We start from the raw sequence: 16357 nt of genomic DNA on the forward strand, positions 1-16357 counted from the left end.
TCAGGAGCAAATCATGTCCCGTCTTGTGTCTCTTCGCATGCTGCTTGCCGCCGGTACTGCATTCGCCGGCCTCGCCGCCCCGGCCGTCGCGCAGGAGGAAGACCCGGTCGATGCGGTCATCGCCTGCCGCTCGATTGCAGACCCGGCCTCGCGCCTCGCCTGTTTCGACAACGCGTCCGGAGATCTCGCGGACGCCCGTGTCTCGGGCGATCTGGTGACGGTCAGCCGGTCCGATATCGTCGCCGTCGAACGCGATGGCTTCGGCTTCGACCTGCCCTCCATGCCGCGCATCTCGATGTCGCTGTTCGGCCGTGGCGAGGCCAATGCGCTCGATCCCGAGGCCGCAGCTGCGGAAGCCGAGGAGCGCATCGCGGCCCTGCCCGCGGCAGAGCCCGGTTCGCCCGCCGCCGCGCGTCCGGCCACACCGCGCCCGGTCGAACCGGCAGCGACCCCGGCAGAAGACGAAGGTGTGACCATCGTCCGCCGCGACGACGAAGGCTCCATCGAGGAAATCTCGATGGTGATCGAGCGGGCACGCGAGTACAATTACAACCAGTACCGCTTCTACATGGAGAACGGTCAGGTCTGGCGTCAGGTCGATACCGAGCGCATACGCCTCAATCGTAATGGCGAGAACACCGCTGTGATCCGCCGCGCCGCCATGGGCAGCTATCTCATGCTGATCAATGATCGTGGCACCGCGATCCGCGTCATGCGCGAGGAGTAGGCTTCCCGCCTTCCAGACATGAAAAAGCCGCCGGGCGACCGGCGGCTTTTTTAGTTTTAGCTGAAATTGCCCTACAATTTCAATTTTCGTAGGGCAACCCGTTCGCAAACCGCAGGGATGTCATTGCGGCGATAGCCGAGACGATCCCTGCCCAGAAAGCGATCGACAGAAGAGGGATTTCGAACGCGATCGCAATTCGAACGAACTGGAGGAACCAGTCGACAGTGGTTTCACGCTGCGACGCCTCGGCGCTGCCAGAGAGCGTGACTACCGAACCTGCGACCGCAACACCAAACAGCAGAACCGAGCACACGAACAGTCCTGCGATCAGAACTGCTCTCATCGCCCGTCCTTACCGATCCTTCGGGTCGATCGCGTCGCGGAGGCCGTCGCCGATGAAGTTGAAGCAGAACAGCGTCAGCATCATCGTCGCGCCCGGGAAGATCAGCGTCCACCACGCCACTTCCATGTCCTGCGCGCCGTAGGCGATCAGACGGCCGAGCGAGGTCAGCGGTTCCTGCACGCCGAGGCCGAGGAAGCTGAGGAAGCTTTCCGCCAGGATCACGACCGGGATGGTCAGCGTCGCATAGACCACGACCGGTCCCAGCACGTTCGGCACGATATGCCGCTGGATGATCGACAGGCGCGACACGCCGGCGGCGTGCGCCGCCTCGACGAATTCCATCCCTCGGAGCGCGATGGTCTGGCCGCGCACGATCCGCGCCATCGTCAGCCATTCGACCGCGCCGATCGCGACGAAGATGAGGATGATGTTCCGGCCGAACACCACCATCAGGATGATCACGAAGAAGATGAAGGGAAGCGAATAGAGGATATCCACGATCCGCATCATGAACTGGTCGAGCCGCCCGCCGACAAAGCCCGCCGTCGCGCCCCAGAGGACGCCGATCGCCAGCGACACGCCGGTCGCCACCACGCCCACGGCCAGCGACATGCGCAGTCCGATCAACACCCGCGCGAACAGGTCCCGGCCCTGCGCATCAGTGCCGAAAATGTGCAGGTTTTCGAAGGTCGGCGGCAGCCAAACTGCCTCGCGATAGATGGTCGCGTGATTGTGCGGCCAGATATACGGGCCGACGATCGCCAACAGGACCAGCAGGCCCAGGATGATCATCGAGGTGACGGCGGCACGGTTGCGCAACAGGCGCGCGCGCGCGTCGTCCCAAAGCGAGCGGCCCTTGATGGCGCTCTGCTCCAGCAACTCGGCGTTCGGGTGGGCGTTCTGAGGTGCCATTACTCGTACCTCACCTTCGGATTGAGCACGCCGTAGAGAAGGTCCGCCAGCAGGTTCAACGTGATGATCAACGTCGCATAGAGGATCACGACCCCCATCACGACAGTGTAGTCACGCTGCAGCGCGGCGGTCACGAACTGGCGTCCGATCCCGGGCAGCTGGAAGACCTGCTCGATCACGATCGATCCTGTCACCAGTGCCGCCGAGGCCGGACCGAGATAGCTGACCAGTGGCAGGATCGCGGCACGCATGGCGTGGCGGGTGATCACGACGCGCGACGGCAGACCCTTGGCGTGCGCCGTGCGGATATAGTTCGAGCGCAGCACTTCGATCATGCTCGCCCGCATCAGGCGCGAAATGATCGCGATCTGTGGCAGCGCGAGCGTCACGACCGGCAGGATCAGCCGGTCGGGCGTCATGCCCAGGCGCGGATCAAGACCACCGGTCGGCAGCCAGCCGAGATAAAGGCCCAGCGTCAGCGCCAGCACGGGGCCCATCACAAAGGGCGGGATGGTTATCCCCACCATGGCGAGGCCCATAACCCCGAAGTCCGTCGGCTTGTTCTGTCTGAGGGCCGCGATCGACCCGAGTATCGATCCGAGAAAAATGGCGAGCGCGATCGACAAGGCACCGATCGTCGCGCTGACCGGAAAGCCCTCGGCGATGATCTGCGACACGGTCTTGTCGCGGAACTTCAGCGACGGTCCGAAATCGAACTGCGCCAGATCGCGCATGTAATTGAAATACTGCTCATGCAGAGGCCGGTTCATCCCGAAATGCGCCAGCACGTTCTGGCGCACTTCCTCCGGCATCGGCCGTTCGAGATCGAACGGACTTCCCGGCGCGGCCCGCATCATGAAGAAGGCCACGGTGATGATGATCAGAATGGTCGGAATGGCGACGAGAAGGCGCCGGAGAATGTAGCCGAACATGCTGGGGGTCCTGCCCTGATTTGCTACAGTTTCATGCTGGTGCAGGACTCGTCAATCAAGGGGCGGTTGCAGCAGGTTCACATTCTCGGCCATCGGCAAGGCCGCGCGAACGGCCGGTGCAGGCCTTTCGGAAAAGGCGGTCACGGCCTGCAGTGCAGCCACGGCCAGTACGAGCCACACGGCTCGCCGGATTCGGGCCGAAACAAAATTCACGATGCGAATCCATGCCGGCATGACACGCTCCCGAAGTGTTCGGGGCTTCCCACGCAAGGCCCGGACCGGTAAAGGGCTGGGGTCCGCTGCGTGGGGGCGTGGCGGATGTGGACAGGCGAGGACGGAAGCCTTCGATGAATTCGAACACGCTCTGGTGGACCGACTGGGACTATCGGGACGGCGTCGTCTCCGTGCGCAGCACCGGACAGAAACTTCCGGTGAAGGGCCGTTTCCTCTGGGTCTGTTTCAACTGGTTCGTCTATTATCTGTGCATGGAAGCGTGGCGCGCTGCGTCGTTTGCGCGACGCGGGCCCCGTGTCGCCTTCACGCCCGGCCGTCCGCGCCCGTGGTATTTCATCTGGCCGGCCTTGCACGCCGCCGGTGGCCGTATCGTCTCCGATCCCGCTCAGGCCGACATCGTGGTCTATTTCGAGGACGCGACCTCGGCTCGCGGCCATGATCGCCCCGCGGCAAGGCTGACGCTGAACTTCGCCTGCACGGACGTCACCAAGTCGCGCGTGAACAGCGTTTTCGAACAGGTGTTCGGCTATCCCCTGAAGATCGACCCGCGGACCGCCGACGGCCCCGTGGTGGAAAAGTCCGAAACCAATGGCGCCCATGATGGCCGCATCCGCCAGGCTCCGTGCGAGCCGATGGAGGGATGTGTCTACCAGCGCCTGATCGACAATCGCATCGACGCCGACCGGGTCGAGGATTTCCGTTGCCTGGTTGTGGGTGGAAAGATCCCGTTCGGCTTCCTGAAACGCCGCCCGGTTGACCGGCGCTTCATGAATTTCAATTGCGAGGTCAAGCTTGCCGAGTATCAGGACTGGCTGCTGCCGGGCGAACTCGAACAGCTCGAAGCCTTCGCGGCAGCGATGAATCTCGACTGGGGCGCGCTTGACGTGCTGCGCGACCGCAATGACGGGCGCATCTATGTCGTCGACGTGAACAAGACGAATATCGACCCGCCGATTGCCCTGCCGCTGCGCGACAAACTCAGCGCAACCCGGCGCGTCGCACGGATGCTGCGACAGATGGCCGGCAAGCCGATCTAGCCCAACCGCTCTCGCAAGCCCCGCTCGATCGTCGCCAGGCGCCGTGCATTGCGTCCGCCGTCGCGCGCGCCTGTGCGGGCCGCGGCACGATAGTCGAGGCGTGTGCCGCCAGCCTCCTCCGCAGACAAGCGGATCACGACGTCGTCGGTCTGGGCGTACCAGAAACTTTCAATGGTCAGTTCGACCATGTCACGTTCGCGCGAAACGGACCCGACCCGCCATCGCCGGTCCCGGGCAATGTCAAGAAGAGCATCAAACACTTCGTCGGCAGATGCCTCGATCACGAGCGGGTCGATAACCGCCTCGGGGCGATATCCATCGGCAAAATCCAGCGTGTTGGCTTTCACGCCGCGGCGCAGGACCAGCGCTTCGGTGAAGGCCGGCGGATTGCCGCCATCCGTCGTGACTTCGCTGACGGCCGGTTGTTGCTGGAAGAGCCAGGCCGCGGACAGGCTGGCGGCCAAGGCTGACAACGCGACCGCAAACCCGGCAATCGGGACCCAGCTGCCCGGAGGCATTTCGCGGTTGTCCCGGTGATAGCTCAGGAGAAAGAAAAGAGCGCCCAGCCCGGCGGCGACAAAGACGCCCGACAGGATCACGCCCCAAAACAGCGTCAGCTGCTCCAGCGCATATCCGCCATCGGCAAGGCCCAGCTTCGGGCCGAGCGCACATACAGCAAACCATATCGGCAGGCCGGTCAGCCCGACGAAGCAGGTCAACGAGGCAAAGTCGTAAAGGCGGTGCTGTCCTGGTCCCATATTCGGCAACCCCCCGGCTTGCCGCAACGGATACACCCCTAAGGATACAGTCTTGTGCGCCTCCAGGGCGAATCTTCGTTTTCCCGCAGCAATTGAAGGCGGTCATGCAGCCGGAACGGCCGGTCGCGCCAGAACTCGATCTGCATTGGCACCACCCGGTACCCGCTCCAATGCGGAGGACGCGGGACCTCGCCGAGGCCGAAACGCGCCGCCTCTCTCGCGACGGCCTTCTCCAGCGCGAACCGGCTTTCCAGCGGCCGCGACTGTTTCGAGGCCCACGCCCCGATACGGCTGTCCCGGGCCCGGCTCGCGAAATAGGCATCAGCCTCGTCGGGAGTTACGGTCTCAACGACGCCGCGAATGCGCACCTGGCGGCGCAGCGACTTCCAGTGAAAGCAGATCGCGGCTTGCGCATTGGCGCCTAATTGCGTGCCCTTGGCGCTTTCCGTGTTCGTGTAGAAAACGAAGCCGCGCGCATCGACGCCCTTGAGAAGAACCATGCGCACATCCGGCAGACCGCTCGCATCGGCCGTTGCCAGCGCCATTGCGTTTGCGTCGTTCACCTCTTTCGCCTTGGCGTCTTCGAGCCATTCCGCGAACAGGACGAACGGTTCGTCGCGGTCGAAGATCTCGGCGGCGTTGGCCGCACTCGTGGCTTCATAGTCCTCGGCCGAGGGAGTCGGCGGGATCAGGTCTTTCTTCGCCACGGTGTGCAATCCTTCCATCAGGTGTCAGAGCCGAAATCTAGCACGCGCCCGATTTCGTCAACCATTCCGGAACCGTCAGCACACTAGCCTGCCCCGATGACCGTGGACCCGCATCAACTCCGGGAGGCATTCCGCACGCTGGGGCTTTCGCCCGGCGCGACCCGAGCCGATGCAAAGAGAGCGTTCCGCGACCGGGTGAAAACCCTTCATCCGGACCGGGCCGCGCCCACGGAAGGCTCGCTCGCCGCGCTTTCGAAGGCCATCGCAGCGATCCGCGACATCGAATCGGCTCACCTCTTCGAGGCGGAAGTCTGGATTACCCCCGATCAGGCCCGGACCGGTGTCACCCGTCTGGTTTCGAGCGGCATGCGCCGCGAATTCGTGCGCATACCGCCAGGAACGGCTGATGGCTGCATTGTTCCGGCGATCGGCGATCCGTCGGCGTGCATCACGATCCGGTTTCGCGAACATCCCGCCTGCCTTCCTGTCTCGGAAGCTGGCCAGGACGTGATCGAGCGCTTCGTCGCGGACTTTGCCGCGCCTTCCCCGGCCGCCCGGTTCGCGCGCTGGGCCCGGAAGCCGCGCAGCGCGGCGTGACGCCCCTCATGTATCGCACTATCGTCCGCCTCGTTTGATCGCCCCGAAGCCCTCCCTCGCCAGAACCAGATGTCGCACAACACTTTCGGCCACCTTTTCCGTATTACCACATGGGGCGAGAGCCACGGCCCGGCTCTCGGCGTCGTGGTCGATGGCTGCCCGGCTGGAATTCCCCTGTCTGAAGAGGACATCCAGCCCTGGCTCGACCGCCGGAGACCGGGAACGAGCCGGCATGTCACGCCGCGTCAGGAGGCTGACCGGGTACGCATTCTGTCCGGGACATTCGAGGACGAGCGCACCGGCGGTCCGGTCACGACCGGTGCGCCAATTTCCCTGATGATCGAGAACACGGACGTGCGCTCGAAAGACTATGACGCGATCCGGGACCTGTGGCGTCCGGGTCATGCCGACTACACGTACGACGCCAAGTACGGGCTGCGCGACTATCGCGGCGGCGGTCGCTCGTCGGCCCGAGAAACCGCCGCGCGCGTGGCGGCCGGAGCGATCGCCCGGAAGGTCATTGGCGACGGCGTAACCGTTCGCGGGGCATTGGTCGAAATGGGCGGAATCGCGATCGACCGGTCCCGATGGAACTGGGACGGGACGCTGGAGAACCCCTTCTTCTCACCCGATCCGGACGTGGTGCCCGAATGGGAGCGGCTGCTTGATTCCCTGCGCACCGAAGGCTCCTCGACCGGTGCTGTTGTCGAAATCGTTGCCAGCGGCCTGCCCGCCGGTCTCGGGGCACCGGTCTATGGCAAGCTCGACGCCGACCTGGCCGGCGCGATGATGTCGATCCCGGCCGTGAAGGGGGTCGAGATCGGATCCGGCTTCGACTCCGCCCGTTTGCGGGGAGAAGCCGCCGCCGACGAAATGCGCATGGGCGACGTCGGCCCGGTATTCACGTCGAACCACAATGGGGGAGTGCTGGGCGGGATATCCACGGGTCAGGACCTGGTCGTGCGCTTTGCGGTCAAGCCGACATCCTCGATCCGTATCGACCGCATGACTCTGAACCGGGATTTCGAGGAAACCACGATCTCGACGCGGGGCCGGCATGACCCGTGTGTCGGTATCAGGGCGGTTCCGGTTGGCGAGGCGATGACGGCAATCGTGTTGGCTGATCATTGGCTTAGGCATGCGGGTCAGTCCGCGCTCTGAACAAACCTGACTGAACCGTTCATCCTGCGCTCATGGCAGAAGCGTTAACCCTTCGGCAAGCTCGCCCATCTCTGCGGCGAGATAACGAAGGAGACTTTGCCATGAAGCTGTCCTCCCGGACATTGCTGGCCGCTCTCTCGTCCGCTGTTCTCGCTGCAGGATTCGGCGCCGCAACGGCACCGGCGGCGCTTGCTGCGCCGTTCATGGATGAAGAGATTTCCACCATCGTGACGCTGCAGGAAGATCGCGGCGGCGGTCGGGGCCGTCACGGCGAGCGCGGTGCGACTCCGCGCACCCCGGACGAACGCCCTGGTGTCGAATATCGCGATCGCGGTGGGCCGGGCGGGCCCGGTGGTCCTGGAGCCCGGGGTGGTGGTGGCAATGACGGCCGCGGTGATGGCCGCGGCGGTGGCAACTGGCGTGACGGCCGTGGCGGCAATGACGGCCGGGGCGACCACTGGCGCAATCGTGGCGGCAATGACGGCCGCGGTGGCGGTGATTCCTGGCGCGACAATCGCGGCGGCGGCGGAAACGACAGCTGGCGCGACAACCGCACCCGGGATCCGCGATATGGTGATCGTGGCCGCGACCCGCGTTACGACAATCGTCACCGTCCGGACCCGCGATTCGGCAATCCTGGCGGACGCGACTGGCGCGACCGTCGATACACCAATCCGGGCTATCGGAACCACACGCCGCCGCGCTACCGGCACTACAGCCCGCCGCGTTACCGGAACTACAACCCGCCCCGCTACGGCAATTACTACAATCCGCCGCGGAACAACTGGCGCTATCACACGCGCTATTACGATCACGGCTATAGTCGGTACAATTACCGCTATTACGACGCCGGCTGCGGCACGTCAGGTGGTGAGGTCTTCGCCGGTGCGATCCTGGGTGCGCTGTTCGGTGCAGCCGTGGCCGACGATGATGGCGCCGGCGCTCTGTTCGGTGGAATTGTCGGCGCGGGTCTCGCGTCGGGGCTGAGTTCCTGCGACCGCGGTCAATACTATTACGCCGCGAGCTACTCGTTCAACAACAGCAGCCCCTACTACTGGTACAACCCGCATTCGGGTGTCCGGGGCGTGGTGATTGCCCGCGACTACTACAACTATGGCGGCCGCCGTTGCCGCTGGGGCGACGCCGAGATCTTCATGCCGAATGGTGACTACGTCACCGACCGGATCCTGATGTGTCAGGACCGCTGGGGCCGCTGGGAAGTTGCTCGTCACCAGTAGGCGAGCGTTCCAGCACGAAACTTGCGAAGCCGGCGGGAACGCCGGCTTCGTTCATTTCAGGCTCATCGCGTCCTGATAGTGTCCTCTCGAATATCCGGCCAGACGTGCCGGCGAACCGGAAAGGAGTTCGACATGAACATGTCCAAGTTCGCACTTCTCGCAGCGGCCTCTGCCGCCGTCCTGGTGCCGGCGGCCACCGCCGAGGCCCAGTCGCAGAACTATTATCGCAGCGTCCAGGAATGCGAGGCCGCCCGCCAGAACCGCCAGGTTGCCGGCGCGGTGATCGGCGCCATTCTCGGCGGGGTGATCGCCGCCCAGATCGAGGACGACATCGACGATCGCGACAATCACGGCTGGCGTGGCCGTCATGGCGGCCGGGACAGCTATTACGGCCGTCACGGCGGATATCGCGGCCATCGTGGGTATGACCGGGGCAACGAGAATGACGTCGCGGTCGCGGCCGGTGCCGGGCTCGGCGGCCTTCTAGGCTACGGCGTGGCCGCAGGGCAGCCCTGCGCTCCGATCTACCGCAATGACGACACCCGCTATTACGGCGGCTACGACAATGGCGGCTACTACGACGACAATCGTTATGCTGGTTCCGGCTACCGCGACGAGCAGGGCTATACCAACAGCGGCTATTACGACGAGAACGGCAACTACTACGCCGACGACTCGTATTATGTCGGTGACGAAGGTGTTTACACCGATCAGCAGCGTTACTACGGCAATGGCGAACTGGCGGGCGGGCCGAACGGCTATGTCTACTCGCAGCCCTCGACCGACGCCCGGGTCTACAATGCCGGTGCGAACAACAGCTGCCGCTGGATGCAGACCCGCCGCGCCGACGCCTATGGCACGGTCAGCTCGCAGAGCGTCTGGATGTGCCAGGGCCATGACGGCATCTGGCGCCCGGCTCAGTAACCTCCGGCGTCACACCATGCAGGAAAGGCCGCTCCGCCCCGGGGCGGCCTTTTCTGTTTCCGCTAGCCCTTGCGCGCGGCGATCAGGAATTCACGGTTGCCGTCGCCGCCGGTGATCGGGCTGTCGGCGATACCGGTGACCGTGAAGTCCGTCCGGTCGCCCATCCAGATGCGGAAGCGCTCGAGTGACGCCTGAACGGCAAGATCATCCTTCACCACCCCGCCCTTGCCGATATGGGCGCGCCCCACTTCAAACTGCGGCTTGAACAGCAGAACCGTCTCGGCCCTTTCCGCCGCCAGTGACAGGGGCCGTTCGATCACCTTGGCCAGGCCGATGAAGCTGGCATCGCAGACGATCAAATCGGGAGGCCCGGTGATCTCGGCCGTCGTCAACTGACGCGCGTCGGTTCCCTCCAGAACGGTAACGCGGGGATCATTGCGCAGCTTCGAATGAAGTTGATCCCGGCCGACATCAACGGCGAAAACCCGGGTCGCGCCGCGCGCCAGCAGCACCTCGGTGAAGCCGCCGGTCGACGAACCGACATCGAGACAGGTCCGGCCTACCGGGTCGATCCCGAACGCATCGAGACCCGCGACCAGTTTCAGCGCCGCCCGGCCGACCCAGGGATGCGCCGCTTCCGCCTCGATCGCGGCGCCGGGCTGAACCTTCTGGGACGGCTTGGCGATCGGCACACCGCCTATGCGCACCCGGCCGGCTGCAATCGCCGCCTGCGCCTGGGCCCGCGTTTCGAATGCGCCCTGTTCGAGAAGGTAGAGGTCGGCTCGCATGACGTCGGCTTATCCACTCCGGGTGGAAACGCGCAAGTCCCCTCTGGCGCGAGTCTTGCTCGCGTCTGGAACGAACAACCGAATGCCGGCGCCCGGCGTTTCGAAGAGGGACAGACGCATGACCGCATTGGCCCAGAAGAACCGGGATCGCAGCATCGATACGCTGCGCGGGATCGCCTGCATCCTGCTCGTCGCGCTGCACGTCATCGGCGAAAACCCGACCCAGGGACTTCGGATCGAGGAAACCCACCCCCTCGCCATCTTCACGCATCTGGCCTTCCATCTGCGCATGCCCCTGTTCGCGATGCTGTCGGGTTTTGTCTACGCATGGCGTCCGGCCGAACGCGGCCGCATGAGCAGTTTCTGGGTCGGCAAGGGTCGACGCCTGGTTCTGCCCTTCCTGTTCGCCGCGACCGCGTTTGCGGGCATCAACACGGTGCTCGGCGGCGGATTCGCCATGCCTTGGGGCGATTTCTGGCAGGTCTATGTCTTTGCCTATGCCCACTTCTGGTTCATCCAGGCGGTGCTTTTGATCTTTGTCGCCTACGCGGTGGCCGACTGGCTGTTTCCGAACCGCCCGCATGCCGTGGCACTCGGCATGATGATCCTGTCGATCGGGCTTTTCGTTTCGCCGCTGGCTCCGGACATCGAATTCCTCTCGATCACCCGCGCCGTCTATCTGTTTCCCTTCTTTGCGCTTGGCGTCTTCATGTGCCGTTTCGACCCGAAGCGCTTCGGGCCGGCCGCCCAGGTCTGGGCCGCCGTCGCCGTCCTGCTCTTCGTGTTGCACACGATGAATTCGATCGCCGATCCGCACCAGGTGATCGAGCGCCGCGCGGTCTTCTCGCTGATGGCAGGACTGGCGTTCGCCGGGGCGCTGCTGGCGAACCGCTTCAGCTTCCTGCCACTGGCCTGGATCGGCCAGTACAGCTACTCGATCTACCTCTATCATCTGTTTGCGGTGATGGGCACGCAGATGGTCTACAACTTCACCGGCGAACCGGCGCCTTGGCCGGGGATCGCCATCGGACTGGCAGCCGGTCTGCTGGCTCCGATCGGAGTCGAGCTGTTCACGATGCGCTATCTCGGATGGGCGGCGCCTTTCGTGATCGGACTCAAGGGCAAGTCCCGCCAGCGCGGCGAAACATCCCGGGTCGCCCCGGCCAACGCAGCAGTTTGAGCGTTCAGGCCAGCAGCGCCGCGGCGGCTTCGTCCTCACGGCCTAGCGCATCGAACACCGCCGACGCGATGTGCGGCGCATCGAGGCCCGCTTCGGCATACATGGCGTCCGGCTTGTCCTGATCCTGGAAGCGATCCGGCAGAGTCAGCGTGCGGATCTTCAAACCCTTGTCGAACGCGCCGCGCTCGGCAAGCAGGTGAAGAACGAAGGCTCCAAACCCGCCGCGCGCACCTTCTTCGACCGTGATCAGCACTTCATGTTCCCGCGCCAGACGCAGGATCAGCTCCTCATCGAGCGGCTTGGCAAAGCGCGCATCGGCGACCGTGGCGGTCAGGCCCTTGGCCGCCAGCATGTCAGCCGCCTTGAGTGATTCCTCGAGCCGCGTGCCAAGCGACAGGATCGCAACCGAATTGCCCTCGCGGACGATCCGGCCCTTGCCGATCTCGAGCGGTTCGGCAACATCCGGCAGATCCAGTCCGAGCCCGTTTCCACGCGGATAGCGGAAAGCTGAAGGACCGTCATCGATCAGACGGGCGGTTGCGACCATGCGCACCAGTTCGGCTTCATCTGCAGCGGCCATGATCGTGAAGCCGGGCAACTGGCCCAGATAGCCGAGATCGAACGAACCGGCATGGGTCGCCCCGTCAGCCCCGACGAGACCCGCCCGGTCGATCGCGAAACGCACCGGCAGCCCCTGGATCGCGACATCATGCACGACACTGTCATAGCCGCGCTGCAGGAAGGTGGAATAAAGTGCCGCAAACGGCCGCATCCCGGCGGCGGCCAGACCGGCCGCGAATGTCACGGCGTGCTGTTCGGCGATGCCGACATCGAAACAGCGCTCCGGAAAGCGCTCGGCGAACAGGTCGAGTCCGGTGCCTCCCGGCATGGCCGCTGTGATGCCGACAATGCGGTCGTCCTTCTTCGCCTCGGCGATCAGCGCATTGGCGAACACCTGGGTATAGCTCGGCGGCCCGGCCTTGGACTTCGCCTGTTCACCGGTAACGACATTGAATTTCGAGACGCCGTGATACTTGTCGTCGGCGGCTTCGGCAGGCGCATATCCCTTGCCCTTCTTCGTCACGACATGGACGAGGACCGGACCCTTCTCGAAATCGCGCACATTGCGCAGAACCGGGACGAGCTGGTCGAGGTCATGTCCGTCGATCGGGCCGACATAGTAGAAACCCATCTCTTCGAACAGCGTGCCGCCGACGGCCCAGCCGAGCATGTATTCCTCGGCCTTGCGCGCGGTCTTCTCGAGGCCGACCGCGCGCGCGACGCCCTTGGCCACCTTGCGGAAATTGCGGTAGCCGCGCGACGACACCAGGCGCGCGAGATAATGGCTCATCGCACCGACAGGCGGTGCGATCGACATGTCGTTGTCGTTGAGGATGACGACGAGGCGCGTTTTCAGCGCCCCGGCATTGTTCATCGCCTCATAGGCCATGCCGGCCGACATCGAGCCATCGCCGATCACTGCGACGATGTGCTCGTCACGGCCTTCCAGGTCGCGCGCCACGGCAAAACCGAGCGCCGCGGAGATCGAGGTCGAGGCATGCGCGGCGCCAAACGGATCGTATTCGCTTTCCGAGCGCTTGGTAAAACCGCTCAGACCACCGCCCTGGCGCAGCGTGCGAATGCGGTCGCGCCGGCCAGTCAGGATCTTGTGGGGATAGCATTGATGCCCGACATCCCAGATCAGCTTGTCGTCCGGCGTGTCGAAGACATGGTGGATCGCGACGGTCAGTTCGACCACGCCCAGCCCGGCACCGAGATGCCCGCCTGTGACCGACACCGCATCGATCGTCTCCGCGCGCAACTCGTCAGCCACGAGGCGCAGCGATCCGATGTCCAGATTTTTCAGGTCAGCGGGCGTATTGATCCGGTCGAGATTGGGCGTATCGAGCGCCATTCGGATGTCCTTTCCTACCCGCGCCGCGTGAGGACATAGTCCGCCGCGTCGCGAAGAATCTTGGCGCGCTCACCGAAGGGATCAAGGTGATCCTTCGCCTGCGCGATCAGCCGTTCAGCCTGGTTCCGGGCCCCCTCGACACCCAGAATGCCGACGAACGTGGCCTTTCCTTGACTGTCGTCCTTCCTCGTCCGCTTTCCGGTGTCCTGGCTCGACCCTTCGACATCGAGCAGATCGTCGGTGATCTGGAAGGCCAGACCCAGATCATGGGCAAAACCCTCGAACGCGCGGCGGACAAAGGCGTCGCAGTCCGACAGGATCGGACCGACCTCGGTCGCGAAGGAGATTAGCGCGCCGGTCTTCATCCGCTGCATGCGGGTGATCGTCGCAATGTCCCAGTCGCTCTTGTCGTCGGCCATGTCGATCATCTGCCCGCCGACCATGCCGCGCGCACCGGACGCTGCCGACATCCGTGTGATCAGTTCGCAGCGGCGCGCCGCGCTGCCATGGGTGTCGGGATGAGCGAGGATCTCGAAAGCCAGCGTCAGCAGGGCGTCGCCAGCCAACACCGCGGTCGCTTCGTCATACTCGCGATGCACCGTCGCCCGGCCACGGCGGACATCGTCATCGTCCATGCACGGCAGATCGTCGTGGATCAGCGAATAGGCATGCACGCATTCCAGTGCCGCGGCGCAGCGCAGCAGGCTGCGCTCCTCGGCATTGACCAGCCTTCCGCACTCGATCGCGAGAAAGGGACGGATCCGTTTTCCTGGCCCGAGTGCGGCATAGCGCATCGCTTCCATCACGCGGGTTTCAGGACCATCGGACCGCGGCAACAGCGCATCGAGCGCAACCGTAACCCGGTCCGCGGCCTCTTCGAGAACGGCAATAAAATTCGCCATCACGCGGCCCGAGCCGGGTGAACCGGGCAAAATCCGGAATCGAATGTGAATGCGCGAAATTGCATTGCGTCAGTCCAGGTCGGCAGGCTCGGCCGAGACCGAACCGCCACTGCCGACGACAATCTTCTCGACCTTCAGTTCCGCCTCGCGCAGCTTCTTTTCGCAATGCGCCTTGAGGGCCGCGCCGCGCTCATAGATCGCGATCGACTGCTCGAGTTCGACATCGCCCTTCTCGAGCTTGCCGACGATCGATTCGAGTTCGGCCAGTGCCGCTTCAAAACTCATCGATGCAATATCGGCCTGGCTCATGGGGCCTCCTCGAAAACTGCCGGAAACGAACGCACCATAGAAACCGCATTGCCGCGCGGCAACGCGTTATCCTGCGTTACCTCTCCGGCCGGAACTCATAGCGCCGGTGGGTCCAGTAATAGTCGCCGCCATCACGCACACAGCGCCAGCCGAGGTTTCGCAGAACCGGTCGCATCATGCGATTGAACCAACCGTGCGCACAAAGCAGGACCGGCCCCGATTGCGCGGCTTCGATCAGGCGGGCGGCAGCCGCCTCGGCGCGCAATTCGGCCTGCCGGCGGCTTTCCTGACCACGGGCCATGCCGCACCACCAGGCCGTCCGCGCAAACACATTCCAGGTGTGCGCGGGAAACTGACCCGGCAGGGTCGGCGGCGGCAAGGGCGCTTCCACGAAAACCGGGTCGATGACGATTTCGCGTCCCGGCGCGGCCTCGCGGGCCGTTTCAATGGCGCGCGGCAAAGTGCTGGCGAAGATGATCCTTGCTTCCTGACCGGCGGCAATCAATTCCGGCGGCGGCGCCTGCTCGGGCGCGAGACCGGCGCGGTCATAGTCCGCCCACCAGTCCTCATAGCCGCGCCAGTCGACACGGGTCTTGCGATCCATGTCGGGGCGGCCATGCCGGGCGATGGTGATCGAGCCCGGCAGGTCTGGTGTCGATTGTTTCCGTGTCATGTCCGGATTGGGTACGGGCTTCGCCGGAACGCTTGCCGAAGTCCCCGTCACGCTTCGGCCAGCGCTTGCGTGAAGACGGCCGCAGACCGCCCCAGCGCTCCCAAGTCGTAGCCGCCCTCCAGAAGGCAGACAAGCCGCGCAGCGCCGCTTTTCCCCCTGAATTCCGCGAACTTGCGTGCGGCCCAGGCGTAGTCGCGTTCGTCCAGCGTCAATCCGGCCAGCGGATCGGCGGCATGCGCATCGAAGCCGGCCGAGATGAAAACCAGTTGCGGGTCGAAGGATTCCAGCGCCGGCAGGATGTCGCGCTCGATCGCGGCGCGCCATTCTTCGCCCGTGGTGCCCGCCGGAACGGGAACGTTCACGACATTGCCGTTGAGGCCGGTTTCCTCGGCCCGGCCAGTGCCCGGATAGAGCGGTGACTGGTGGATCGAGGCGAAGAAGATGCGTGATTCGCGCTCGGCGAGTTCCTGGCTGCCATTGCCGTGGTGCACGTCGATATCGACGATGGCGACCCGGTCGAGACCGTGCACATCCAGCGCATACATCGCCGCGACCGCGACATTGTTGAACAGGCAGAACCCCATGGGCCGGGCCCGCTCGGCGTGATGGCCCGGCGGACGAACGGCGCAGAATACCGCCTCGGCCTCGTCCTTCATCACGGCGTCGACGGCGGTCAGACCCGACCCGGCGGCATGCAGGGCGGCCTGCCAGCTGCCCTTCGTCATATAGGTGTCCCAGTCGAGCCCGGTCAGGCCATCATCGTCGGGCTCGCACGCAGCAACCCGGTCGACATGGTCTTCAGTGTGGACCCGGGTCAGATCGTCGCGGCTCGCCGCGCGCGCCTCGACCCGCTTCAGCCGGTCGAGCGGCGCTTCGCCCAGCGCATCCATTACCGCGCGCAGCCTTTGCGGCTGCTCGGCATGGGCGGGCGGAATGCGGTGATCAAACCCCGCATCGGATGTGACGATCAGCGTGCGCATGGCCGCAGATTAGCAAGGCCGGTGGGCTGCGCCACGCCCA

The 16357-nt window shown here is 64.7% G+C and carries 19 protein-coding genes; 7 read left to right on the forward strand and 12 right to left on the reverse strand.

What is annotated here, in order from left to right; genetic code table 11:
* The first annotated feature begins 13 nt into the window (after positions 1-13).
* Entirely contained in the window at positions 14-727 is a 714-nt protein-coding gene (locus ACFOOR_RS03825; RefSeq protein ID WP_343164104.1) for a hypothetical protein, read from the forward strand.
* Between the two features lie 79 nt (positions 728-806).
* On the opposite strand, the gene ACFOOR_RS03830 is transcribed toward ACFOOR_RS03825, so the two are convergent.
* Genes ACFOOR_RS03830 through ACFOOR_RS03845 form a run of 4 tightly spaced genes read right to left on the reverse strand, consistent with a single transcriptional unit; the run spans position 807 to position 3148 of the window.
* Positions 807-1070 (reverse strand): hypothetical protein, encoded by a 264-nt coding sequence (locus tag ACFOOR_RS03830; protein ID WP_343164105.1) that lies wholly within the window; start codon positions 1068-1070, stop codon positions 807-809.
* 9 nt (positions 1071-1079) lie between these two features.
* Positions 1080-1982 carry an ABC transporter permease gene (locus tag ACFOOR_RS03835; protein WP_343164106.1) on the reverse strand — a complete coding sequence of 301 codons (903 nt, stop codon included), beginning with the start codon at positions 1980-1982 and terminating at the stop codon, positions 1080-1082.
* Positions 1982-2914 carry an ABC transporter permease gene (locus ACFOOR_RS03840; protein ID WP_343164107.1) on the reverse strand — a complete coding sequence of 311 codons (933 nt, stop codon included), beginning with the start codon at positions 2912-2914 and terminating at the stop codon, positions 1982-1984. Before ACFOOR_RS03840 ends, ACFOOR_RS03835 begins: the two co-directional genes overlap by 1 nt.
* Positions 2915-2965: 51 nt before the next feature.
* Complete coding sequence (locus ACFOOR_RS03845; RefSeq protein ID WP_343164108.1) at positions 2966-3148, reverse strand: hypothetical protein; 183 nt, start codon at positions 3146-3148, stop codon at positions 2966-2968.
* 113 nt (positions 3149-3261) lie between these two features.
* Between ACFOOR_RS03845 and ACFOOR_RS03850 the strand changes: the two genes are divergently transcribed.
* Positions 3262-4185: a hypothetical protein gene (locus ACFOOR_RS03850; protein ID WP_343164109.1), complete on the forward strand. Its 924-nt coding sequence runs from the start codon at positions 3262-3264 to the stop codon at positions 4183-4185.
* On the opposite strand, the gene ACFOOR_RS03855 is transcribed toward ACFOOR_RS03850, so the two are convergent.
* The gene (locus tag ACFOOR_RS03855) at positions 4182-4943 is read right to left on the reverse strand and encodes a DUF1499 domain-containing protein (protein WP_343164110.1); all 762 of its coding nucleotides are present in this window, start codon (positions 4941-4943) and stop codon (positions 4182-4184) included. The two genes, ACFOOR_RS03850 and ACFOOR_RS03855, sit on opposite strands and share 4 nt — an antisense overlap.
* 38 nt (positions 4944-4981) lie before the next feature.
* Positions 4982-5668, reverse strand: coding sequence for a pyridoxamine 5'-phosphate oxidase (pdxH, locus tag ACFOOR_RS03860; RefSeq protein WP_380213792.1), 687 nt, complete (start codon positions 5666-5668; stop codon positions 4982-4984).
* Positions 5669-5845: 177 nt separating this feature from the next.
* Here pdxH and ACFOOR_RS03865 point away from each other — a divergent pair, with 177 nt between their 5' ends.
* The 4 genes from ACFOOR_RS03865 to ACFOOR_RS03880 all read left to right on the forward strand — a co-directional run bounded on the left by ACFOOR_RS03865 (position 5846) and on the right by ACFOOR_RS03880 (position 9570).
* On the forward strand, positions 5846-6247 hold the full coding sequence (locus ACFOOR_RS03865) for a hypothetical protein (protein WP_343164112.1): 402 nt from the start codon (positions 5846-5848) through the stop codon (positions 6245-6247).
* Between the two features lie 69 nt (positions 6248-6316).
* Positions 6317-7408: a chorismate synthase gene (gene aroC, locus ACFOOR_RS03870; protein WP_343164113.1), complete on the forward strand. Its 1092-nt coding sequence runs from the start codon at positions 6317-6319 to the stop codon at positions 7406-7408.
* Positions 7409-7509: 101 nt separating this feature from the next.
* Positions 7510-8646, forward strand: coding sequence for a hypothetical protein (locus tag ACFOOR_RS03875; RefSeq protein ID WP_343164114.1), 1137 nt, complete (start codon positions 7510-7512; stop codon positions 8644-8646).
* 132 nt (positions 8647-8778) lie between these two features.
* Positions 8779-9570, forward strand: coding sequence for a hypothetical protein (locus tag ACFOOR_RS03880; RefSeq protein WP_343164115.1), 792 nt, complete (start codon positions 8779-8781; stop codon positions 9568-9570).
* Between the two features lie 62 nt (positions 9571-9632).
* On the opposite strand, the gene ACFOOR_RS03885 is transcribed toward ACFOOR_RS03880, so the two are convergent.
* Positions 9633-10358, reverse strand: coding sequence for a TlyA family RNA methyltransferase (locus tag ACFOOR_RS03885; protein ID WP_343164116.1), 726 nt, complete (start codon positions 10356-10358; stop codon positions 9633-9635).
* 118 nt (positions 10359-10476) lie between these two features.
* Here ACFOOR_RS03885 and ACFOOR_RS03890 point away from each other — a divergent pair, with 118 nt between their 5' ends.
* The gene (locus ACFOOR_RS03890) at positions 10477-11538 is read left to right on the forward strand and encodes an acyltransferase family protein (protein ID WP_343164117.1); all 1062 of its coding nucleotides are present in this window, start codon (positions 10477-10479) and stop codon (positions 11536-11538) included.
* 4 nt (positions 11539-11542) lie between these two features.
* Here the strand turns inward: ACFOOR_RS03890 and dxs are convergent, their stop codons facing one another.
* The 5 genes from dxs to ACFOOR_RS03915 all read right to left on the reverse strand — a co-directional run bounded on the left by dxs (position 11543) and on the right by ACFOOR_RS03915 (position 16317).
* Entirely contained in the window at positions 11543-13453 is a 1911-nt protein-coding gene (gene dxs, locus ACFOOR_RS03895) for a 1-deoxy-D-xylulose-5-phosphate synthase (protein ID WP_343164118.1), read from the reverse strand.
* Positions 13454-13467: 14 nt separating this feature from the next.
* Complete coding sequence (locus ACFOOR_RS03900) at positions 13468-14355, reverse strand: polyprenyl synthetase family protein (RefSeq protein ID WP_343164119.1); 888 nt, start codon at positions 14353-14355, stop codon at positions 13468-13470.
* 69 nt (positions 14356-14424) lie between these two features.
* Positions 14425-14664 carry an exodeoxyribonuclease VII small subunit gene (locus tag ACFOOR_RS03905; protein ID WP_343164120.1) on the reverse strand — a complete coding sequence of 80 codons (240 nt, stop codon included), beginning with the start codon at positions 14662-14664 and terminating at the stop codon, positions 14425-14427.
* Positions 14665-14740: 76 nt separating this feature from the next.
* The gene (locus ACFOOR_RS03910) at positions 14741-15337 is read right to left on the reverse strand and encodes a histidine phosphatase family protein (RefSeq protein WP_343164121.1); all 597 of its coding nucleotides are present in this window, start codon (positions 15335-15337) and stop codon (positions 14741-14743) included.
* A gap of 47 nt (positions 15338-15384) precedes the next feature.
* Positions 15385-16317, reverse strand: a complete 933-nt coding sequence (locus tag ACFOOR_RS03915) for a histone deacetylase family protein (RefSeq protein ID WP_343164122.1) — start codon at positions 16315-16317, stop codon at positions 15385-15387.
* Positions 16318-16357: the final 40 nt, after the last annotated feature.

This window comes from Hyphobacterium vulgare (assembly GCF_042643335.1).
GTDB lineage: Bacteria > Pseudomonadota > Alphaproteobacteria > Caulobacterales > Maricaulaceae > Hyphobacterium > Hyphobacterium vulgare.